This window comes from Shewanella sp. 0m-6 (assembly GCF_052977325.1).
In genome coordinates this window covers 69476-92565 of the sequence record NZ_JBRIMD010000008.1, presented here as the reverse complement: position 1 = coordinate 92565, position 23090 = coordinate 69476, and the positions used below count along the sequence as shown (strand labels likewise).

Genomic DNA, 23090 nt, shown 5'->3' with positions numbered 1-23090 from the left:
AATGGCCACACATTGGTGACCATTTTAAACTTACTTATCACCCGTATCGATGCAGTTACGCTACATTAAGGATGCGATTTAGATCTGCTTCTACAGTTGTGGTGTTACGAAGACCAAACTTCTCTTCTAGCACTTTGGCCAAGTTAGGCGTTAGGAATGCTGGTGCCGTAGGACCTGTCATGATGTCCTTCACACCCAGTGATAATAGTGTCAATAACACGACAATGGCTTTTTGTTCAAACCATGAAAGTACTAAGGTAAGTGGCAATTCATTAATATCGCACTCAAATGCTTCAGACAGTGCAATAGCAAGCTGAATCGCAGAGTAAGCATCATTACACTGACCAATATCCAATAGACGTGGAATACCGTTGATGTCACCAAACTCAAGTTTGTTGAACTTATATTTACCACAGCCTAATGTCAGAATAATCGAATCCGCTGGCGCTTGAGTCGCGATATCCGTGAAGTAACCACGCTCTTGCTTGTCACCGTCACATCCACCGACCAAGAAGAAATGCTTGATTGCACCGCTCTTCACATTCTCGATTACGGTGGGTGCAGCAGCCATCAGCGCATTACGAGCAAAACCTATGGTGATTAGATGGGGGATCTCATCATAGATAAAGCCTTCTAAAGACTCAGCTTTAGCAATTACTTCACTGAAATCATCACCAACAATGTGGGTTACACCAGGCCAGCCTACAATGCTACGCGTGAAGATACGGTTTGAGTAATCACCCACATTTGGGTCGATAATACAGTTTGATGTCATTACTACTGCACCAGGGAATGTCGCAAATTCTTTTTGCTGATTCTGCCATGCACTGCCGTAATTGCCCACTAAGTGTGGATACTTTTTAAGTTCAGGGTAAGCCAGTGCAGGTAACATCTCACCGTGGGTGTAAACGTTAATACCTTTGCCTTGGGTTTGTTCAAGAATAAGCTCAAGATCTTTCATGTCATGACCAGACACTAAGATAGCCTTACCCTTTACAGATTTAGTGTTAACTTGCGTTGGCTCTGGGTGACCAAAGGCATGGGTTTCCCCTTCATCGAGCATTGCCATTACGCGGTAGTTAAGCTGACCAATCTGCATTGCTGTATTAAATAGCTTATCGGCATCAACTGAGTCTTCACCAAGAAAAGCCATGATCTCGTGGAACTCGCCAGCCACTTCATCGCTGGTTTGCTCAAGTACGCGAGCATGCTCCATATAGGCTGCTGCGCCTTTAAGGCCGTATAAGCAAAGTAAACGTAAACCCATAATATCTTCATGGACTTCATCTTTACCACGGTTAGGCACAGCTTGAAGCGCTTGAGATAGCATTTCAGGCTTAGTCGCGCCCAATACCAACTGCATAGGCGCATTCATTGGCTTGGCTTCAATGCTTAGTTCACCGCACTTAGCTTCGTATGCCGACTTTAAACGGTTACGGAAAGTTTCAGCTTGGGTGGTATAAGCAATGATACGCTCATCATCAAAGTTAACGTTGGTCAGTGTCGCGAAAAATGCCTTTGGCACAAAGGTATCAATCTCATGGTCGATAATGCCGACTTCACGAGCAAGGGCCGCGTATGACGACACACCTTGGAGAATATAGATAAGAAGATCTTGTAAGTCTGAGGTATCAGACGACTTACCGCACATACCTTGCGTGTAGCTACAGCCATTACCCGCAGGTGTTCTAATTGTTTGCTCACATTGAATACAAAACACGACACTAACTCCTATATTTTAATCATGCATCTCATCTGCATGTTTTGATGTTAGTGTACGCTTCTTGACGAATTGCAAAAGGGTTTTCTAACAACAAAAGCTAAAACTATGAAAGAGATCACTTTAAGTGTTAACTAATAAACACTTAAAGTACTGAAGGAATATAAAATAAAAAGCTTTATTTTCAGTGATTAATGCAAGCGCAGGAGCCGAGGGTAGCGACGTCATCTCAAGATGCATTCGCAAGAGTGAAGTTTTTAAGTAGTGATAAGCATGACCAAAAATGCGCAGTCATTCAATTAAAGGTAAGTAAAGCAAAAGCAAAAAAAGGCGCCTAAGCGCCTTTTCAATTTAAGGATTACGAGCAGTTATTAGCCAGTCTTCATGTCGTTTACTGATTGCAACATCGCACGACTCTCACGTTGGAATTGCGGCGCAAAATCACCAAACCAGCGAGACACCTCTGCAAACTGAGCCACAAACGCATCGCGATTGCCGGACTTTAAAATAGATAACGCCTGAGAGTAGTTATCTAAGTAATCGCTGATCGCAACAAGGCTTTCCTCTTGAGCGAAGATAATATCAGCATATAACTCAGGGCTTTGGGCAAATAAGCGTCCTACCATAGCCAGCTCTAAGCGGTAAATTGGCGAGCTAAACTGTAGCAATGACTCAATATCTGCTTCCTCTTTGTAAAGGTTCAAGCCATATACAAAAGAGGAAAAATGTCGCATGGCTTGCACCAATTGCATCGCTTTATCGTGTTTGCTTGGCTCAGCTTCAACAATTCGAGCTCCCCAAATCTCAATCTGCTCTATCAACCATTGATAAGCCTGTTGCTCGCGGCCGTGACACACGACGACAACTTGCTTTGCAAGGCTGCCTACATCTGGACCAAACATAGGGTGTAAGCCAAGCACGGGGCCAGAGTGCGCCGCCAGCATCGCCTCCACTGGTGCTCCTTTGATGGAAGTCAAATCGGCCAAGATGCAATCTTTAGGTAAGTTTGTCAGTTGCTCAGCAATTAATTCACAGGTAATGTTTATCGGCACGGTGACAATAACCAAGCCTGCCCCCTCAAAGATGCTTTCGCTGTTTATCCAATCATCTTTATCAAGCGTTTTTACCTGATAACCAGAAAGCGTTAACATCTGTGAGAACAACCCACCTAACTTACCTTCCCCCCCCACAATAACCACATGACCCAAATCAGCCTTAATTTGCTTAAAGCCTACGTCCTTTTCATTAAGGTAAGACTCACGCATAAGGCGACGTAAAATATCTTCAATGAGTTGTGGCGCGACATTCATCGCTTTCGCTTCAGCACGTCTTTTCGCTAGCATATTAGCTTCACGCTGCGGCGCGTAAATTGGCAAACCTGCACCATGTTTTACCGCGCCAACTTGTGCAACAAGATCTAAACGTTTTCTCAGTAAATGCAGTAACTGCTGATCGACACCGTCAATCAAACCTCTCAGGTTCTCAAGCTCTGCTGTAGTCTTCTCATTCATCAATCTTTCTTCCATCAGCCATTTGCTACTTTCAGCATATCAAATCGAGTCGGTAATATTGGGGCTAATAAGCTAGCACCATCTCGTAACAAGTTTTCCGTGGTTTGCCAGTCTATACAAGCATCGGTCACCGATACACCGTAAGCCAGTTGATTCATCGGTATGTCACTACTTTGCTTACCTGCATTTAGGTGGCTTTCTAGCATAACACCAATAATAGATTGATTACCTACAGCAATTTGGTTAAATACATCTTCACATACAGGCTTTTGTTTATTGTGATCTTTCGACGAATTCCCATGGCTGCAATCAACAATCAAGCGTGCATTAAGCTTTGCCGCATGTAACTGCTGTTCGCACTCAGCGACACTTGCTGCGTCATAATTTGGGGTTTTACCGCCACGTAAAATAACATGTCCATCTGGATTACCGGCAGTTTGTAGTAGTGCCACCTGACCTTGTTGATTAATCCCCATGAAGCGGTGCCCACTCGCTGCTGACTCTAGCGCATTTATCGCAACGCCCAGCTTGCCGTCAGTGCCGTTTTTAAAACCAACTGGCATAGAAAGACCCGAGGCCATTTCTCGGTGAGTCTGAGATTCTGTTGTACGTGCGCCAATTGCAGACCAGGTAATGAGTTCTGACATGTATTGCGGACTGATAGGATCCAGGGCTTCGGTCGCAACAGGTAACTCAAGCTCAGCCAGCCAAATCATTAGCTCTCTTGCTTGTCTTAGACCTTTATCAACATCAAATGATTCATTCATATCAGGGTCATTAATCATGCCCTTCCAGCCAACCGTTGTACGCGGTTTTTCAAAGTAAACACGCATCAATACAAAAAACTGCTCGCCGAGCTCATTATGAAGTTTCTTAAGCTTCAAAGCGTACTCTTTAGCGGCATCGATATCATGAATTGAGCAAGGACCAGAGATCACAAGCACACGATTATCACGTTTGTGTACGATATCTGACACGGTTTTTCGGGCATTTAGCACATATTGATAAGCATGCTTAGACAGAGGCAGATCGCGCTTTAACTCCTCAGGAGTCACGAGAACTTGCTCAGAACTGATATGAACATTATTAATTGTGTCTTGTTGCATGATAACCACCTGCCTTTATCTCTTATCTGCTTTGCGCTAACAGTCTTTATGTCACTGAAGAACGTCTCAACTTATATTTTAAGCTCGGTTTTATCGTCCGAACCGAGTACCACCGTAACGGTACAGCATTACACCTTAAGAACACTATGCCTAGATGAAGCGGTGAGATCAAGCGACATTTTCTATAAATGAAAATTTCTAATCTAGCTTTCGTAAATACGGCTGAAGAGTAATACCAATAACATGAAGATTCAGGAAGGAAATTGAAATGCCCAATAAATTTAGGCAACAAAAAACCGCCATATAGGCGGTTTCTCGTGCGAACACTGCATCTTTTTTATAGCAAGTACTAAATTACTTAGTAGCAAGCTTCTCACGGATACGTGCAGACTTACCTGAACGATCACGTAGATAGTAAAGCTTAGCACGACGAACACGGCCGCGACGCTTAACTTCGATGCTAGAGATGATTGGGCTGTGAGTCTGGAACGCACGCTCAACACCTTCACCATTAGAGATTTTACGTACTGTGAATGCAGAGTGAACGCCGCGGTTACGCTTAGCGATTACAACGCCTTCGAACGCCTGTAGACGCTCTTTACCGCCTTCTACAACACGTACTTTAACAACTACTGTATCACCGGCACCAAATTGTGGTACGTCGGTTTTCATTTGCTCTTCGTTGAGCATTTTGATGATGTTATTCATTAAATAAACTCCATACTAGTAATAACTGCGCTTCGACTAATCATCTTGTTTGATGGTGTCAACAAATTCAGCTAATAGCTTCTCTTGTTCGCCAGTCAGAGCTAGATTTTCAAGTAATTCTGGTCGTCTCAACAAAGTCCTACCTAGGCTTTGCTGTAGACGCCAGCGTCTAATATGTTCGTGGTTACCACTTAACAATACGGCTGGAACATCCAGGCCATCCAAACTTTCAGGACGCGTATAGTGGGGGCAATCCAGTAATCCATCAGAGAAAGAATCTTGCTCTGCGGAAGCTTGTTTTCCTAGCACGCCAGGAACCAATCTAGATACTGAATCAATCAAAGTCATCGCTGGAAGTTCACCGCCCGAAAGCACGTAATCTCCTATCGACCACTCTTCGTCCACTTCAGTTTGAATAATACGTTCATCGACACCTTCGTATCGACCACACACTAAAACCAAACTGGATGATTGCGCTAACTCTTCAACGCCTTGCTGTGTCAGCTTACGGCCTTGAGGAGAAAGGTAGATCACCTTTGCCTCTTTTCCAGCTGCAGCTTTTGCTGCATGGATGGCATCACGTAGAGGCTGCACCATCATTAACATTCCAGGGCCACCACCATAAGGGCGATCATCCACTGTTTTATGTTTATCATGGGTGAAATCTCGAGGATTCCACGTTTGCAACTCTAGCAACCCTTTGCTAACTGCACGACCCGTTACACCAAAGTCTGTTACGGCACGAAACATCTCGGGAAACAGGGTTACTACCCCTAACCACATATGTTGTACCTCGACTTAGAAGTCCGGATCCCAATCCACTAAAATCTGTTTTGCTGCCAGGTCCACCTTTTGGATGAACTGGTCAGTAACAAAGGGAATCATACGTTCCGCTTTGCCAAAGCCATCTTTTGCGTTAGCTTTAACTAGAAGTACGTCATTCGATCCTGTTTCCACGATCTCCTGAACGGTACCCATGTTGTAGCCTTTGGTATTAGTCACTTCACATCCGATCAGATCTCGCCAGTAGAATTCATCTTCTGGTAAATCTTGCATCTGCTCAGCAGGCACAGCAATCTCACAATTAGTAAGCGCTTGAGCCTCATCCCGTGTTGTTACGCCTTCAAGACAAGCGACAACCGCTTTACCCTGAAAACGCCACTGGGCGACTTTAACCTCGCGCCATTCACCTTGCTCTTTAATAAGCCAAGGAGAATAGTCAAAGATACCTTCAACAGAGTCGGTATAGGTAGTGATCTTCAACCAACCTTTAATGCCAAAACTGGAACCTAATTTCCCAAGGATGACGGGTTCTTGTTTACTACTCATCAATCTATACCCTAACGCTATTAAGCAGCTGCTTTACGAGCGTCTTTGATCAGTTTTGCTACACGATCAGTAGTAGCAGCACCGTTAGCAACCCAATGCTCAACACGGTCAAGATCTAAGCGTAGAGCTTCTTCTTGGCCACGAGCTACTGGGTTAAAAAAGCCAACGCGCTCGATGAAACGACCGTCACGGGCGTTACGGCTGTCAGCTACAACGATGTTATAAAATGGACGCTTTTTTGCGCCGCCACGAGCTAAACGAATGGTAACCATGCGTTTGGTATCCTCTAATGATTTGCTTTTTATCAAGCAAAAATAAAAACTGAAACTCCGTGTTCGCGAAGAGCCCCAGATAGAAAGCCGGCAGATTTTACCTGACTGACCGGCGAATGCAACCGTAATCGGCGTTTTTTACGCCTAAAACGATTTACAGACCAGAGCAAGTTTCACTCTAGTCTGTAAATTTAGCTATGCAGAATATTCTAAATGCCTAGCGGCCTGGCATTTTCATGCCTGGTGGTAACATACCACTCATGCCACGCATCATTTTTTTCATGCCGCCTTTCGCTGACATTTTCTTCATCATTTTCTGCATTTGAGTAAACTGCTTAAGTAAGCGGTTCACATCTTGAATTTGTGTGCCGCTGCCCAGCGCGATTCTACGCTTACGTGAACCCTTGATAATATCGGGACGTTGGCGCTCACCTGGCGTCATAGAATTGATAATCGCTTCCATCTGCCCAGTCATCTTGCCATCTTGAACTTGAGCAAGTGCTTCTGGTGGTAATTGCCCCACACCAGGTAGCTTCTCAATCATGTTCATCATGCCGCCCATGTTCTTCATCTGTTGCAGCTGTTCGCGGAAATCTTCTAAATCAAAGTTGCCGCCTTTTTTTACTTTAGCTGCAAGCTTCATCGCCTTTTCTTGGTCTACACCACGCTCAACCTCTTCAATAAGAGAAAGAACGTCGCCCATACCTAGAATACGTGATGCGACACGATCTGGGTGGAATGCTTCTAACGCATCGGTCTTTTCACCCACACCTAAGAATTTAATTGGTTTACCCGTAATGTGGCGAATCGATAATGCTGCACCGCCTCGTGCATCACCATCGACTTTGGTCAGTACCACACCGGTTAACGGTAGCGCTTCATTAAAGGCTTTTGCTGTGTTTGCCGCATCTTGACCCGTCATGGCATCAACCACGAACAATGTCTCAACCGGGTTCACCGTAGCATGAAGCTCTTTAATTTCATCCATCATGGCTTCATCGACGTGCAAACGACCTGCAGTATCGACAATAACCACATCAATGAACTTAAGCTTTGCGTGTGCAATTGCAGCCTTAGCGATATCAACAGGCTTTTGGCTCACATCTGACGGGAAGAATTCAACTTCAACTTCAGCGGCTAAGGTTTCTAGCTGTTTAATCGCCGCTGGACGGTATACGTCGGCAGACACAACGAGAACAGACTTCTTCTCGCGTTCACGCAAGAATTTAGAGAGCTTTGCAACACTGGTGGTTTTACCCGCACCTTGCAAACCCGCCATCATGATCACTGCAGGCGGTTGAGCCGATAGGTCTAAAGCTTCATTCGCTTCGCCCATCGCATTTTCAAGTTCGCTTTGAACGATCTTAATAAAGGCTTGGCCTGGACTTAGACTCTTTGAAACCTCTTGTCCAACAGCGCGTTCTTTAACGCTATTTACGAATTCACGAACCACAGGCAAGGCAACATCGGCCTCAAGAAGTGCCATGCGGACTTCGCGTAAGGTTTCCTTAACGTTTTCTTCCGTTAAGCGACCACGGCCACTGATATTTTTCAGAGTCCGTGACAATCTGTCAGTTAAGTTCTCAAACATTATCCAGTTCTTTACCGTTTAAAATTTACATTGATGGGGCTGTATTATAGCGATGCCCAGATATTATGCTACAGAATGACGCAAGTTACTTTTACAACTCAGTGCAGTGAAACGTAAAAAATCACTAAAAATCGTCAATAAGATAAAAAATCGACCTATTTTTGCAACCAAGGTCACTGCCCAAATCCCTTCCGCTCATGCTATTCTACACAATAATATTACATGCTAACTTAATGAATAAAGTCGAAACGACTTTAATGGCTAGACTCAAGGCTATATTTAGCTCACTCAGTGATTTAACTCATGCTTGAATCACGCTACTATGCGAGTCGTTTGGTCAACTTTTAATGCATTGTTAGAACATTAGGTCCTTAAAAACAAAGTAGGTTAATACTCGATGGTCATTTTCTCAGCTACAGCCATGTTGTTCTATAGTATTGCTTTGGTTCTCGTCGCAAGCCGACTTTTTCATGTTGATGGACCAAACAGAAAATTAATTGCAGTCTTTGCCGCGCTCGGCGTGGTGTTTCATGCTGCGGCATTGTCACAAGCTATCATCACAGGTGATGGACAAAACTTTAGCTTAACCAACGTGATTTCGATGGTTAACTGGATTATCACGTTCAGTTTCACCATTTTACTTTTTAGACTCAAAGTCATTGTTGTTTTACCGGTTGTCTTTGCCTGTTCAGTAATATCAGTGGCCTTGCTTTGGCTAGTACCGCCTGAGTACATCATCCATTTTGAAGTTCACCCGGATGTTTTAGTGCATGTTGTCTTGTCGCTTATGGCCTACAGTGCCCTGATGATTGCAGCCCTGTACGCGATTCAGCTGGCAATCATTCAAAACCGCCTAAAGAGTAAGAAATTAATAATGACTTCGGCAATGCCACCGCTAATGACAGTAGAGAAGCAGCTGTATCACTTAGTGATTGTAGGGGTGATTTTATTAAGTCTGTCACTTGCTACAGGCTTTATCTTCCTCGACGACATGTTTGAAGAAGGTAAAGGTCATAAGGCTGTACTTTCTATCATGGCTTGGTGTGTGTATATCGCCATGTTAGCCCAGCAGTACTGGGTAGGTTGCCGCATTAGAACCGCTGTTGCTTACACTTTGACTGGTGCGGTCTTGCTGTCACTGGCCTACTTTGGTGCTCGTATTGTAAAAGAACTCATTCTCAGCTAATGCCACCACTTTCGTCATTTAGCCCATCTTCAAATGATGGGCTAAACTTGACACCACTTTGAAAGTTCTGTAATTACTAATTTTTATAGCACTTTATTCAATGTTTATTCGCCTCTATCTTTAAAACAACAGCGGAGCTCCAAAGTTTGGACGATATATCCACTGGCGCACTTTTATCTATTTTGTTCGTCTTGATTCTACTCTCAGCCTATTTCTCAGGCTCAGAAACCGCCATGATGTCGCTCAATCGCTATCGCTTACGCCACCTGGCTAACAGTGGTCATAAAGGTGCCATTCGCGCCATAAAGATGCTTGAACGTCCTGATAGGCTCATTGGCTTAATTCTTATCGGTAATAACTTAGTTAATATTTTGGCCTCAGCCATCGCAACCATTATTGGTATGCGCTTATTTGGTGACATGGGGGTCGCCATTGCCACAGGTGTATTAACGTTAGTCGTGTTAGTCTTTGCTGAAGTCACCCCAAAAACCGTTGCGGCTCTTCACCCTGAACGTATCGCATTCCCCTCTAGCTATATCCTTCGCGTGCTATTAGTCATATTGTCGCCCTTCGTTAAAGTTGTAAATTTCATTACCTCAAGCTTCTTACGTTTACTCGGGATCCGATCTGTTAAAGCCGATGATGCTTTGAGCCAAGAAGAACTGCGTACAGTTGTGAATGAGGCGGGCGCCTTAATCCCTCGGCGTCACCAAGAGATGTTATTGTCGATTATGGATCTAGAAAACGTCACTGTAGATGACATCATGATCCCGCGTTCAGACTTATACGCTATCAACATTAATGATGATTTTAAGAGCATTAACAAACAAGTTATTCAAAGCCCGCACACCCGTGTTTTACTCTATCGAGACACCGTTGATGATGCCGTTGGTTTTGTGCATTTACGCGATGCACTTCGTCTGCAATCTAAGGGACAATTTAGTAAATCATCATTACTTCGAGCAGTAAAGGAGCTGTATTTCATTCCTGAAGCCACACCTCTTAACGTGCAATTGTCTAATTTTCAGCACAATAAAGAACGTATTGGCCTTGTGGTCGACGAATACGGCGATATTCAGGGCTTAGTGACATTGGAAGATATTTTAGAAGAGATTGTAGGAGACTTTACCACCTCAATGGTGACCACTGCGAGTGAGGATATCACCCAACAACAAGATGGTAGTTATCTGATTGAAGCGAGTATCAACATCCGCGACTTAAACAAAGAGATGGCTTGGCACTTTCCGATTGATGGACCTAAAACCATTAACGGCCTAGTCCTTGAATATCTCGAAGAGATCCCTGAACCAAACACATCAATGCGTTTGTACGGTTACCCGCTAGAGGTCATTGATGTTGCAGACAACATGATAAAAACAGTCAGAGTGTTGCCGCAGCATTATCAGTCACCTAAAAAAGATAAATAATCGTTTATCCAGATTGACATAAAAAAGGCGCTGTTAGCGCCTTTTTTATGGGTGAGCGACTCAATCAAACAAGTTAATTAAGTCGTTTTTTTAGCTGTTTCTATCGCTCTACGCTTATCTCTGGCCATAGGCGTAATCTCTGCTAACAAGCTCTTTTCCATACCCAGCATAAAATAAATCTCTGCCATTAAGAAAAAAGGTCCAATGAGCAATTGATTAAGATCATCTACAAATGCAGGCTTGGCTTTTTCATAGTGGTGGCCAATAAACTGAATGACCCAACCAACAAAAAATACAGCAACAGCAATCCATAATGCACCAGGCATTTGCGCCACCAGACTTGAAGTGTAAAGCACTGGAATAATAAACAGGGCTAAGCCAATCGCTAACCTAAAGTGCAAAAACACGTAATAGATGAGTACCCCAACAGCAAAAATAGTCGCAACATTAAAGCTGATCACCGGGTCATTAAACACCGCAAAGTTTAGCGGGATCAAATTGAGTAATAAAAACAATGACCAGATAATCAGTGGGATCCCAATAAAGTGGGTCTTAATGTTTTTCGGGTTTAAATGCACACTCTTATAGGTCGATAACTGCTCTTCGGCGGATTTCATCTGTTCTTCTCCATATAGGCTTGCCAGTATAAAAACTTGGCTGAACCTTAGTTTCTAACGTAACGATTGTATTTGGTTCAACTTGTTACGAGTCTCGCAAATATCGCGATAACCTCTTCTCAGGCTCAGTCCCGTTAACCGCCACCAAATTTAACTAAATATTAACCTAATGGATCTTGTCACATTTTAATAGCGTAAAAGTTCAAAAGAGCTTTTTATGGTTGGCTGACTCTCCAATAAAGCAGCTTATGCTAAGTCGCCGCCCTCAGCAGAGGATAGAGTTCATCTAGCAGCTAGTCCGTCGTTGAATAGGTCACCCATTTAGCAGAGTCATCATCATAGTAGCTTTCCTGTGTGACCTTACCTTTGCCATCAAGCTTTTTAATCACCACCGCCAGGCCATTCTCATCATAGATTTTAATCTGTTTATCTGTCACCACACCGTTGACATAGGTACGCTTGAATATTAACTGACCATTACAGTGATATTTAGCAAACTCGCCATCTTCTACGCCCATATTGTAATGCTCGCGAGAATCAACCCGACCATTTTCACCACAAAAGGTTAACTGCACCCCATGGCGAGTACTTAACGGGTTATAACCATAATGCTCCTCTGAGCGCCGCTTGCCATCTGAGCCATAGGTTTCTAATATCCCGCTGTTACTTGCTCTGTCGTAGTTAAATTTACTTCTTAAACGGCCACTACTATAGTAAGTTTTCTCATTAAGTTTTTTATAATCTGCATAAATGAATTCACTATTACTCTCAAGGTCGCCGCTTGCATAATAGTCCTTGTGACGCTGGCGCTTTTCACCATCAACAAAATAATACAGGCGCCATTCTCGGCCTTTTTCATAACTGATACTCTCGACTTCTTTGTCGCCTTCAAATCGCTTATAGCTGAGGATTACGCCCTGCTCATTATAAAGCCAGTGCTCCGTTTTTACGCCTGCTTGGTAAAACCTCACCCATTGCGGCTTTCCTGTAGTCGAAAAGTGGTAACTAATCTGTTTTCCATCTAACTTACCTGCCTTATACCAAGCGGTTTCAGTCAGTTGATTATTGAGCGTCGAGAAGCTATAGCCGTGCTCGAGTCCATCTTGATACTGAGTCACTCTATAAAACGCATTGCCATAAGCATAATTGGTCGCTATGCCAGTAAACAGCTTGCCTCGATAAGACTCAGGGCAATCACTTTGATATTGCGCGCTGCAGCGAGTTTGCTCTAAATCGTCCTCACTAACCGGAAGCTGTATATCATTGCCGCATGCCGATAGTAACCACACACTTATCAGCAGCATTAATAGGGACGTTATTCGCTTTAATCTTTGGGTATACAGCATAATCATTACTCAATGTGGTTAGAGGTATTTGGCTGGCAAGCCTAATACACAAAATAAAACACGTTGATAAAACATCAACTTAAACAGCTGCACAATACACAGAGTTAACTGGGTTCTCAAACTGCCTTGGCAATTACGCTGACTTTATTGGCAGTTTCGCAACTCAAATCACTATATTCTGTCAAAGTTAGCCAAAACACCCATCCTCAGGCCGCTCCAAGGCAATGATTAACGCTAGTTAATTTCACTTCCACAATTAAAAGCGTATAGTTTTTAAGTACTCCAATCAGTTCCGCTACACTCTTTATTATGGAACTATCTTATTATAGAACCATCACAGCAAACCATATCTGATGAGGAAAACTCAATGACACAGCTCTGTTCACTCGCACAATCAGGCGTTTTATCTAATCCAACATCTCATGTGGAATACCTCACTTTCTGCCTAAAAGATCACTCAGACCTTGCAAAGCAAATAGGCGATGGTATCGCTGCGATAAATGGCATTGAGAAGTCGATTAATCAAAAAGACTTAACTGCAGGGTTAAACATATCCATTGGTTTTTCCGCAAATGCTTGGCCACAACTATTTCCAGATCAACCTATGCCTGCAGAGCTACATCAGTTTCCAGCCATGAGTAACGGCGAACGGCAGTTCCCCTCAACCTATGGTGATATTTTTGTGATGATTAAGTCAGAGCGAATCGACTTGAACTTTCAGGCAGCGAAATACATCCGCAATGGTTTTGAGGACATTGCAACACTGAGCGAAGATATTCAAGGTTATAAGTATCTAGATAATCGCGACATGATTGACTTTGTTGATGGCACAGAAAACCCTACGGGTAATGAGCGCGTAGAGTCAGTATTAGTTGCTGCTGACATTGCATTGCACCAAGGCGGCAGTTACTTGCACGTACAGCGCTATATTGACCGCCAAGCAGATTGGGATAAGCAGTCAACAGAATACCAAGAACAGGTTGTTGGCCGTACCAAGATGGATAACGTTGAGCTAAGTGATGAAGCAAAACCTGCTTGGGCGCATAATGCTAAGAGTAAAGTTGAGATTGATGGTGAAGAAATTAAAATGCTTAGACAAAACCGTCCATACGGCAATGCGATGGAGCACGGTACTATGTTTGTTGGCTTTGCCGCCACACCGTCTATTATTGAAACCTCTCTAAGCCAGATGATCCATGCCGACGAGAATGGCCACTATGACCGCCTACTCGACTTTGTAGAAGCCAAAACAGGGTGTTTATTCTTTATGCCATCTAAGGCTTTTTTAGATCAATTTGACGACGAATAAATACTTCACTACTCACCCTGACGTTACGTTGAACGTTAGGGTGAGTTGATTCTTTTTATCACCGTTTTTAAACAAGCCGCTTGAGTCTTAATCAATAAAAGCGTTACTATCCGCGCCCAAACTTTTCCTTTAGCAATTTATTGATTGAGAAAGATGAACTTCTCCTCACCTTTACTGACTATTAAGCCTATCAGCAGTGACAACCTGCCAGTATTACTTACACTACAACTCAAAAGCAATCAATTGGGGTTTATAGAGTCCATTCCTCACTGCCTACAAGAGGCTAAAGAAGACTCTCGTTATACTCCCGTTGCGCTCTGTTGTGATCAACAAGTGGTAGGATTTGCTATGTATGGCTTGTTTCATGAGTCCAAAATGCAGCGAGTCTGGTTCGATCGATTTCTAATCGCTCAAGACTACCAAGGTCGAGGTTTAGGCGAAGCCTTTGCTCAATTGCTGTTAGCGTTTCTATTTAGCCACTTTCAATGCCAGCAAATTTTCTTAAGCGTTTACCCTAATAACCATGGGGCTATCGCTTTATATCGTAAGCTAGGTTTCGAGTTTACCGGCGAGCAGGACATCAATGGTGAGCATGTAATGCTTCTAAATTCATTACAAACTCAAGATCAAGATTCTAAGATCACCGTGGCAGTAGCATAGTGCACCTCATCAGCGATAGAGATGTGTGCATGCTTGCCACCCAATAAAGCTAACCTTTGTGCAGCTCCGTCACTAAAAGCGATAAGTGGTGCGCCATTTTCATTATTGCTGATCTCAATATGCTGAAACGACACCCCGCGGCCAATGCCGGTGCCAAGCGCCTTAGCTGCAGCTTCTTTAGCGGCAAAACGCTTAGCCAGATATCGCCCAGGATGGGATGATGCAATAAAGAGCGTAAACTCGGCTTCCGTTAACACTCGCTTGGCCAAACGACAAGTTAATAACGCGGCATCGCCAGCAGCAGGAATACGCTCCTCAATCCGAGCAATCTCCACAATATCAGTGCCTAAACCTACAATCATAACCTTTACCTATTTAAACGGAGCCAATCTTTTCAGAGCGAATAGCGCTTCTGAATAAACAAAAGCCGAGAACGCATGTCTCGGCTTTAATAAACAGTATTGGACTGCTGCTTATTCGCCGCGACGTCCTTCAAGCATAAGTTGCTTCATATCACGTACGGCTGTAGCTAAACCATCAATGGCTGCACGAGCAATAATCGCGTGACCAATATTTAGTTCGTAGAGCTCAGGGATTGCCGCAATCGCTTTTACATTATGATAATGTAAGCCGTGGCCAGCATTAACAACCAAGCCCTTTCCATGAGCATACGTCGCCATTTCGGTAATACGTTGTAGCTCAGCCGCTTGCTCTATATCGTTTTTGGCATCGGCGTAACAACCGGTGTGAATTTCAATCACAGGTGCGCCTACCGTAACAGCGGCATCAATTTGAGTTTTATCAGCATCAATAAACAAAGATACTTTAATCCCCTCTTGAGTCAGTCGCGCTACCGCAGCTGCAATTTTATCTTGCTGCCCTGCAACATCAAGCCCGCCTTCGGTAGTTAACTCTTCACGTTTTTCCGGTACTAAACACACATAAGCAGGCTTAATATCGCAGGCGATATCGAGCATCTCTTGTGTCACCGCCATCTCAAAATTCATACGCGTCTTTAAGGTTTTCGCCAATGTATAAACATCGCGGTCGATGATATGACGACGATCTTCACGCAGGTGAATAGTGATACCTTCTGCGCCAGCATGTTCAGCGACGGCTGCTGCATGAACTGGATCTGGATAGTTTGTACCGCGTGCTTGACGTAAAGTCGCAATATGATCGATGTTAACGCCCAATAAGATCCGGCCCATGATTGTTCCTTAAATAATAAGCTGAAATGAAAGCAGATATTGTACTAATAGGGTGACGGTTTAGCCAGTCCATGGGTAAGAACGGTATTGAATTTATCTTATCTTGTTCTCAGTCTAATCTTATTCTAAGTCTTGTCTTGCTTAATAAACAAGCTTCTCGAGTACAGTGGTTTATCGCCAAGTATTGGCGCGAGCAACTGCCGCATCAATTTTTTTGCCTCGCCATAGTGCTCAGCCGTTAATGTCTGCTGATTTAACGCCACTAACATTTCACCGGTAAAAAACTTATGCTGATTAAACGCTGTGGCAATCACAGGTGTAAAACCATGCGCCTGCTCTAATCGATAAAAGCCACTGGCAGTGATTGGCGCATCACTGGGATCGAAATCCAGTGATGGCATAGTGCCGAGTTCTTTTAAGAGTGCATGTTCGAAATACCGAAGCAAACTTTGATCAAATCGAGTCGCCATACCGATTAAGGTGCGATGGTAATCATAAAACAAGTTCTCAGCGTTATGCTGCCCGCTTAAGCAACGGATCAGTAGTTCATTTAGATACAGCCCCGAATATAGACAATCACCCGTTAGTGGCACAGCCGGGCTTGCAGCTTCTACTTGCTTTAAGTTCTTAAGTTCTGACTTTCCTTGTAACTGAAAAATCAACGGTTGAAAAGGCTGCAAAATACTGCGAATCGAGTTCTTAGCACTACCGAGTCGCGCCACAGCATCGACACGGCCTTTACCGTCAACCAGTAAGTTAACGATGACGCTGGAGTCACGAAAATGTCTGCTGTGAAGAACGTAGCCACGCTCCATGATTATCTCATTCCAATAAGTGAATAAACCAAGACAGTTACTAACATCATAAAGCCAAACCTTGTCGTGACCAAAACTAGTTAACTAGAAAGCTGCGCGATTAAACTGACAGAGCAGAATATAAAAATGCCTCTTCTTATTGCTAAAAAGAGGCACTTTCTCAAATCTAAGTATCGATATAAAGACTGAAAATTCAGCCCCGATCGTAAACTTACGCTTTACTCGTCGCCGTAACCTAAGCTACGCAGTGCACGCTCGTCATCAGCCCAACCAGATTTGACTTTCACCCACATCTCTAAGAAAACCTTGTTATCGAACAAGACTTCCATATCAACACGTGCTGCAGAGCTGATCTTCTTGATACGCTCACCTTTGTTACCGATGACCATGCGCTTTTGCGTTTCACGCTCAACAAGTACCAAGGCATTAATCTGATAGACACCGTTTTCCATCATCTTAAACTGCTCGATTTCTACCGTACAATCATATGGCAGCTCATCACCTAAGAAGCGCATTAACTTCTCACGAACAATTTCAGATGCCATAAACTTTTGCGAACGGTCAGTCACATAATCTTCAGGGAAGTAATGTGCCGATTCTGGCAGTGATGCCACAGACATATCGAGAATACGCTGTACGTTAGTGCCCTGCGTTGCAGAGATCGGCAAGATCTCATCAAAAGGAAACTTCTTCGATAATTCTTCAAGATATGGGAATAACGCTTCTTTATCTTTAATATTATCGACTTTGTTGATTGCTAGAATCGTTTTACGGCCATCATCACGGCTCTGAAGCTTACGCAGCACCATTTCATCATCTGGCGTCCAGTTCATACCGTCAACAACAAATACCACTAGAGCGACTTCTGCCAGTGAACTTGCCGCAGCGCGGTTCATCAAACGGTTAATCGCACGCTTCTCTTCCATATGAAGACCCGGCGTATCAATAAACACCACCTGACGCGGACCATCGGTATGAATACCCATGATACGGTGACGAGTTGTTTGTGGCTTCTTAGAGGTAATACTGATCTTCTGGCCCAACAACTTGTTGAGTAGCGTTGACTTACCCACGTTTGGACGACCAACGATAGCGACCATGCCACAATAAGTCACAGCATACTTAACTGCTGATGACGGATTGTTCATATTAGCCAGTAATTCGTCTAAGCTTGGCTCGTGGCTTTCAGGTAAATCTTTGTTGTCACTCATTTCTTCATTAACTCCAACACTTGAGCAGCAGCACTTTGTTCGGCTTTTCTGCGTGAACTGGCTACTCCAACAGCAACTTGGCTCAAGTCTTCAACAATACATTCAACGGTGAAAGTCTGCTCATGAGCATCACCTTCAGTATGGACCACTTTATAAATTGGTAGTGGTTTTCTAAACTTCTGCAAATGCTCTTGCAACAAAGTTTTGGGATCTTTTTGGTTTACAGGCTCAATCACCATTAAACGTGATTCATACCACTTAAGCACTAATGAGCGACACTTCTCAATTTCTGAATCAAGATAAATCGCGCCAATAATGGCCTCCACCGCATCAGCAAGAATAGACTCACGTCTAAATCCGCCACTTTTAAGCTCACCAGGTCCAAGCTTGAGGTAATCGCCAAGCTTAAACTCAATCGCAATTTCGGCCAGCATCTTACCGCAAACCAGTGTGGCACGCATACGGCTTAAGTCGCCCTCTGTCGCTGTTGGAAATTGATGATATAAAGCATCAGAAATGACGATTGAAAGAATTGAGTCCCCTAAGAACTCTAATCTCTCGTTATGCTTATTAGACGCACTACGATGCGTTAACGCCTGGTCTAATAATGCTTTTTCGTTGAACTCATACCCTAAGGTACGGCACAAACGTGGAATATTTTTAATCGGTTCCATATTACTCAATTCCGCCTACACGGTTAAAGCGAACCCCAGTTGGGATCCAGGTCGGCAAAAAGTCCGCTGGTGCTCTGTCAAATTCAAAGCTTATCCAAATAGCGACAGCTTTACCCACTAAGTTCTGTTCAGGAACAAAGCCCCAAAAACGGCTATCCGTACTATTGTCGCGGTTATCACCCATTACAAAGTATTGGCCTTCTGGCACCACAAACTCTGTTAATGGCACGTTTTGCTGACGGAAGTAATGGCTAATTCTATCGGGTATAGATGGGTTGATAAGAATGTCATGACTAATATCACCCAACTGCTCTTTGTAACGAATTAACGGTGTACCATTTTGAGAAAACTCGCCACGATTTACCAAGGCTCTATCAACCATCTTAAGCTCAGGACAAGGACTTTGCCCCTCTGCACACGCTGGCTGGATATAAAGCTCTTTATTTCTGTAAATGATACGGTCCCCCGGCAAACCGATAATACGTTTGATGTAATCGATTTGTGGATTCACCGGATATTTAAATACTGCAACATCACCGCGCTCAGGCTTGCCAGTTTCTTTTAGCGTTGTACGCCATACAGGATCTTTAATCCCGTAACTAAACTTCTCAACCAAGATAAAATCACCAACCAGTAGAGTTGGCATCATAGAGCCCGATGGGATCTGAAAGGGTTCGTATATAAAAGAGCGTAAGATCAATACAAACGCGATAACAGGGAAGATAGACTTCGATGTTTCAACTAGTGCAGATTCGCGCATGATCTTATCAACACTTTCTTCACTCAAGTCAGCTTGTGCAGCTTGAGCCATTGCCAACTTTTCACGGCGCTTAGGCGCAAAAAATAGGGCATCAGCCATCCACACTAAGCCACTGCTTAATGTCACTAACACCAATATAAGAGAAAAATAGGCTGCCATTATTAATTAACTCCTGCCGAACATAGTCAGTTTTATGGCAAAAATGCCATTGTCATTAAGGTTATACGCCAGTAATGAAAGCGCCGCAAATTGCGGCGCTCAGTCTAGCGATATATTAACAATTCTTAACGAATTAGTTTAATCGTTAAGCTTCAGTACCGCTAAGAATGCCTCTTGTGGCACTTCAACGTTACCAACTTGCTTCATACGCTTCTTACCTTCTTTCTGCTTGTTCAGTAGTTTCTTCTTACGAGATACGTCACCACCGTAACATTTAGCCGTTACATCTTTACGCATAGCCTTAATCGATGAACGAGCGATGATCTGGCTACCAACAGCCGCTTGAACCGCAATATCAAACATCTGACGAGGAATAAGCTCTTTCATCTTATTCACAAGGGCGAGACCCTTAGAGCGGATCAATCCTTTATGAATGATCATCGCTAACGCATCGACTCTGTCACCGTTAATCAAGATATCTAGACGTACCATGTCAGCAGGCTCAAAGCGGATAAAGTTATACTCAAGCGATGCGTAGCCACGACTGGTTGATTTTAGACGGTCAAAGAAGTCCATTACCACTTCAGCCATTGGCAATTCGTAGGTCAAAGCCACTTGGTTACCGTGGTAAACCAGGTTAGTTTGTACGCCACGTTTTTCAATACATAAGGTAATAACGTTACCTAAATACTCTTTAGGTACCAGAATGTTAGTTTCAACAATCGGCTCACGCATTTCGGCGATGTTATTTATCGCTGGCAGATCAGATGGGTTATCGACATAAATAGTCTCACCATTGGTCTGAACAATTTCATACACTACTGTTGGTGCTGTAGTGATAAGCTCTAGGTTATATTCACGCTCTAGACGCTCTTGAATGATCTCCATATGGAGCAGACCCAAGAAGCCAATACGGAAACCAAAACCTAGTGCAGATGAGGTTTCTGGCTCGAAAAATAGAGATGCATCATTAAGGCTTAACTTGTTCAGCGCGTCACGGAAGTTCTCGTAATCGTCGGTAGAGATAGGGAACAAACCAGCATAAACTTGCGGTTTAACCTTTTTAAATCCCGCTAGTGCTGTTTCTGCGCCGTGCTTAGAGTGAGTCAAGGTATCACCAACGGGGGCACCATGGATCTCTTTAATACCTGCGATAACGAAACCTACTTCACCGGTTTTTAGCTCAGTAGTATCAGTTTGCTTAGGTGTAAAAATACCGACACGATCAGCATTATAGTTCTGCCCTGTAGACATCACTTTAAACTTATCGCCCTTCTTTAATACGCCATTTTTAATACGTACTAAAGACACGACGCCTAAGTAACTATCAAACCAAGAGTCGATAATCAGCGCCTGAAGTGGTCCTTCTGGATCGCCTTGTGGTGGTGGGATCTGCGCCACAATCACTTCTAGAACGTCTTTAATGCCGATACCGGTTTTAGCAGAGCAACGCACAGCGTCTGTCGCTTCAATACCGACGATATCTTCAATTTCTTCAGCGACACGGTCTGGATCAGCCTGCGGTAGATCGATCTTGTTCAGAACAGGAACTACGTCCATATCCATCTCAAGAGCGGTATAACAGTTTGCTAGGGTTTGTGCCTCAACGCCTTGACCCGCGTCAACCACTAATAATGCGCCTTCACATGCTGCAAGCGAACGTGATACTTCATACGAGAAGTCAACGTGGCCTGGCGTATCAATGAAGTTTAACTGGTAAGTTTCACCATCATTGGCTAAATAATCCAAAGTGACACTTTGGGCTTTGATGGTAATGCCGCGCTCACGCTCAATGTCCATCGAGTCGAGAACCTGTGACGCCATTTCACGATCAGTTAAGCCACCGCATTCTTGAATAAGGCGATCTGAGAGTGTTGATTTGCCGTGGTCAATATGGGCAATAATTGAAAAGTTTCTAATATGCTTCATTATGCTGGGATGACTTAACTCGAAGTTGATAAAAATTTTAAAGTGCAGAATTGTACCCGATCGCAGCTTTAATACCAATTTTTATAGTGTGATTACTGAGGAAAATAACTAATGGACTGTAATATGGTGTAGTTAATTAGTTATCTCGATTGGCTTGCCTAAGGACTTGATGATAACAGGCTGCGCCTGTGCTTCTAATCTCTTGGCCGCTTTTTTGCCGATGGCCCAGAAACAGAAGCTACCGCCTAGCGCTCCCGATATCGATAACAGATCGGAAGCACCGCCCAATAATGAGCCGATTTGGTTTGCGCCAAAGGCACCAATAAATAAACCGATTAGCGGTAAAATATAGACTAGCGTTGCCGCTTTTAAGATCACACTTTCTGGTAAACCCAGTTTTAAGCGCTCACCTTTAATAAACTGCTTATCACTTTGAATTGAAAAGCGTTGTACTTTAGGAGCAAAAGCTTTTGACACAGCAGAAGTGCCACAGGAATCGCCACTCTCGCAGTGATTACAGGCACTTTTCATTTCAACTTCTACAACGACCCAACCAGAGTTGCCATTGGCGACAACTCTAGCGACTTCTTCCATCATGATAACACCTTCATTATTGCAACATGATGCTTTTAGCAATTCGGCTTAACGTTTCAGCGGGGACTTTACCGACAGCGACCACCTCAGCATTACCGACTCGCTCGGTAGCTAGAGATAGGCCATTACGGGTAACTAACTCTTCAGGTAGTGGTGCTTCACCGGCCTTAGCCACATAAACAGATATATTGGCTAATCCATCACTAATGGCAATGTATTCTACCGCTTCTTTGCTACCGATTAACCTATGCTGATCTTTGACTAACACTTTAAAACCTGCAGGTAGCCAACTAAATTGCCAATTCTCACCACCCTCTCGGTCTGATTGAGACATTACGGCTGGCCACTCTTGCTTATAGGCTTCTTTTAAAATAGCAGGGACTTCATCAAGCACTAGCAACTCAACAACTAACAGCTGCTCCAGTAGTTGTTTGTCGCCGCTTATCATATCGAAACGCAGCGGCAAATAGGTATCCATATCTAACCAGATCTGGTATCCATAGCGATTGTTATCGTTAGGGATAATGCGCACAAGTTGTCCAGGCCGACCCGCTATTCGGCTTCGTCCGCCTAAGACAAATTGATAACCGGCTTCAAGCTTAGAGACGTCGTCGGCAAACGCGCTAGGTATAACCCCTTGAATTCGAGATGCATACACGCTGTAAGCAGGTTGGTCATGCTCGATAAAAGTGACAGTATTTCCCACTCGCACAGCATTTTTAGGCGGTCCGTTTAGATGCTCTAAAAAAGCCACTTCTTCGTCATTAACTTTACCGTGTACATAAACCAGCGGGCGGATATGATCAGCTTGAAGTTGGATAAGAGATATTTTAAATTCTTGTTCTCGCAGGGCTTGGCTCATATTTTCTAGCCAAGCTTTGGCGGGCATATCTTCCCGCGCCATCGCGGGAAAACTCATGGCTAAAATAGCCAATAGGATTAGACGCAAGCTAAC

At 43.7% G+C, this 23090-nt stretch carries 23 protein-coding genes; 4 read left to right on the top strand and 19 right to left on the bottom strand.

What is annotated here, in order from left to right:
- Positions 1–55 precede the first annotated feature (55 nt).
- From hcp to ffh, 8 genes are all read right to left on the bottom strand, one after another.
- Entirely contained in the window at positions 56–1720 is a 1665-nt protein-coding gene (hcp, locus tag ACVBJC_RS08475) for a hydroxylamine reductase (protein WP_447160432.1), read from the bottom strand.
- A gap of 371 nt (positions 1721–2091) precedes the next feature.
- Positions 2092–3231 carry a bifunctional chorismate mutase/prephenate dehydrogenase gene (tyrA, locus tag ACVBJC_RS08470; protein ID WP_447160431.1) on the bottom strand — a complete coding sequence of 380 codons (1140 nt, stop codon included), beginning with the start codon at positions 3229–3231 and terminating at the stop codon, positions 2092–2094.
- 14 nt (positions 3232–3245) lie between these two features.
- Entirely contained in the window at positions 3246–4337 is a 1092-nt protein-coding gene (locus ACVBJC_RS08465; RefSeq protein ID WP_447160430.1) for a 3-deoxy-7-phosphoheptulonate synthase, read from the bottom strand.
- A gap of 354 nt (positions 4338–4691) precedes the next feature.
- Positions 4692–5045, bottom strand: coding sequence for a 50S ribosomal protein L19 (gene rplS, locus ACVBJC_RS08460; RefSeq protein WP_012276214.1), 354 nt, complete (start codon positions 5043–5045; stop codon positions 4692–4694).
- Between the two features lie 36 nt (positions 5046–5081).
- A complete protein-coding gene (gene trmD / locus ACVBJC_RS08455) occupies positions 5082–5828 on the bottom strand; it encodes a tRNA (guanosine(37)-N1)-methyltransferase TrmD (protein ID WP_447160429.1) in 747 nt (248 codons plus the stop codon).
- A gap of 15 nt (positions 5829–5843) precedes the next feature.
- The gene (gene rimM / locus ACVBJC_RS08450) at positions 5844–6374 is read right to left on the bottom strand and encodes a ribosome maturation factor RimM (RefSeq protein ID WP_447160428.1); all 531 of its coding nucleotides are present in this window, start codon (positions 6372–6374) and stop codon (positions 5844–5846) included.
- 20 nt (positions 6375–6394) lie between these two features.
- Positions 6395–6646: a 30S ribosomal protein S16 gene (rpsP, locus tag ACVBJC_RS08445; protein WP_012154307.1), complete on the bottom strand. Its 252-nt coding sequence runs from the start codon at positions 6644–6646 to the stop codon at positions 6395–6397.
- A 217-nt stretch (positions 6647–6863) separates the two neighbouring features.
- Positions 6864–8237, bottom strand: a complete 1374-nt coding sequence (ffh, locus tag ACVBJC_RS08440) for a signal recognition particle protein (RefSeq protein WP_447160427.1) — start codon at positions 8235–8237, stop codon at positions 6864–6866.
- Positions 8238–8634: 397 nt separating this feature from the next.
- Here ffh and ACVBJC_RS08435 point away from each other — a divergent pair, with 397 nt between their 5' ends.
- Positions 8635–9423 (top strand): cytochrome C assembly family protein, encoded by a 789-nt coding sequence (locus tag ACVBJC_RS08435; RefSeq protein WP_447160426.1) that lies wholly within the window; start codon positions 8635–8637, stop codon positions 9421–9423.
- Positions 9424–9569: 146 nt separating this feature from the next.
- The gene (locus ACVBJC_RS08430; protein WP_447160425.1) at positions 9570–10850 is read left to right on the top strand and encodes an HlyC/CorC family transporter; all 1281 of its coding nucleotides are present in this window, start codon (positions 9570–9572) and stop codon (positions 10848–10850) included.
- A 77-nt stretch (positions 10851–10927) separates the two neighbouring features.
- Here the strand turns inward: ACVBJC_RS08430 and ACVBJC_RS08425 are convergent, their stop codons facing one another.
- Entirely contained in the window at positions 10928–11467 is a 540-nt protein-coding gene (locus ACVBJC_RS08425; RefSeq protein ID WP_447160424.1) for an Mpo1 family 2-hydroxy fatty acid dioxygenase, read from the bottom strand.
- 293 nt (positions 11468–11760) lie between these two features.
- Positions 11761–12771, bottom strand: a complete 1011-nt coding sequence (locus ACVBJC_RS08420; protein WP_447160423.1) for a toxin-antitoxin system YwqK family antitoxin — start codon at positions 12769–12771, stop codon at positions 11761–11763.
- Between the two features lie 409 nt (positions 12772–13180).
- Here ACVBJC_RS08420 and ACVBJC_RS08415 point away from each other — a divergent pair, with 409 nt between their 5' ends.
- Both ACVBJC_RS08415 and ACVBJC_RS08410 read left to right on the top strand, forming a co-directional pair.
- Entirely contained in the window at positions 13181–14122 is a 942-nt protein-coding gene (locus ACVBJC_RS08415; RefSeq protein ID WP_447160422.1) for a Dyp-type peroxidase, read from the top strand.
- Positions 14123–14275: 153 nt separating this feature from the next.
- Positions 14276–14782 (top strand): GNAT family N-acetyltransferase, encoded by a 507-nt coding sequence (locus ACVBJC_RS08410; RefSeq protein WP_447160421.1) that lies wholly within the window; start codon positions 14276–14278, stop codon positions 14780–14782.
- Here ACVBJC_RS08410 and acpS read toward each other — a convergent pair.
- From acpS to ACVBJC_RS08365, 9 genes are all read right to left on the bottom strand, one after another.
- Positions 14749–15144 (bottom strand): holo-ACP synthase, encoded by a 396-nt coding sequence (gene acpS, locus ACVBJC_RS08405; protein ID WP_447160420.1) that lies wholly within the window; start codon positions 15142–15144, stop codon positions 14749–14751. The genes ACVBJC_RS08410 and acpS overlap by 34 nt on opposite strands.
- Before the next feature lie 111 nt (positions 15145–15255).
- Positions 15256–15993 carry a pyridoxine 5'-phosphate synthase gene (gene pdxJ / locus ACVBJC_RS08400; RefSeq protein ID WP_447160419.1) on the bottom strand — a complete coding sequence of 246 codons (738 nt, stop codon included), beginning with the start codon at positions 15991–15993 and terminating at the stop codon, positions 15256–15258.
- 125 nt (positions 15994–16118) lie between these two features.
- Positions 16119–16808, bottom strand: a complete 690-nt coding sequence (recO, locus tag ACVBJC_RS08395) for a DNA repair protein RecO (RefSeq protein WP_447160418.1) — start codon at positions 16806–16808, stop codon at positions 16119–16121.
- Positions 16809–17026: 218 nt separating this feature from the next.
- The gene (gene era / locus ACVBJC_RS08390) at positions 17027–18019 is read right to left on the bottom strand and encodes a GTPase Era (protein WP_447160417.1); all 993 of its coding nucleotides are present in this window, start codon (positions 18017–18019) and stop codon (positions 17027–17029) included.
- Positions 18016–18693, bottom strand: a complete 678-nt coding sequence (rnc, locus tag ACVBJC_RS08385) for a ribonuclease III (RefSeq protein ID WP_447160416.1) — start codon at positions 18691–18693, stop codon at positions 18016–18018. The genes era and rnc overlap by 4 nt, the downstream gene beginning before the upstream one ends.
- A gap of 1 nt (position 18694) precedes the next feature.
- Complete coding sequence (lepB, locus tag ACVBJC_RS08380; protein ID WP_447160415.1) at positions 18695–19612, bottom strand: signal peptidase I; 918 nt, start codon at positions 19610–19612, stop codon at positions 18695–18697.
- A 138-nt stretch (positions 19613–19750) separates the two neighbouring features.
- Positions 19751–21541: a translation elongation factor 4 gene (gene lepA, locus ACVBJC_RS08375; RefSeq protein WP_447160414.1), complete on the bottom strand. Its 1791-nt coding sequence runs from the start codon at positions 21539–21541 to the stop codon at positions 19751–19753.
- Positions 21542–21673: 132 nt separating this feature from the next.
- The gene (locus ACVBJC_RS08370; RefSeq protein WP_447160413.1) at positions 21674–22138 is read right to left on the bottom strand and encodes a SoxR reducing system RseC family protein; all 465 of its coding nucleotides are present in this window, start codon (positions 22136–22138) and stop codon (positions 21674–21676) included.
- A 13-nt stretch (positions 22139–22151) separates the two neighbouring features.
- Positions 22152–23084, bottom strand: a complete 933-nt coding sequence (locus ACVBJC_RS08365) for a MucB/RseB C-terminal domain-containing protein (RefSeq protein ID WP_447160412.1) — start codon at positions 23082–23084, stop codon at positions 22152–22154.
- Positions 23085–23090 lie beyond the last annotated feature (6 nt).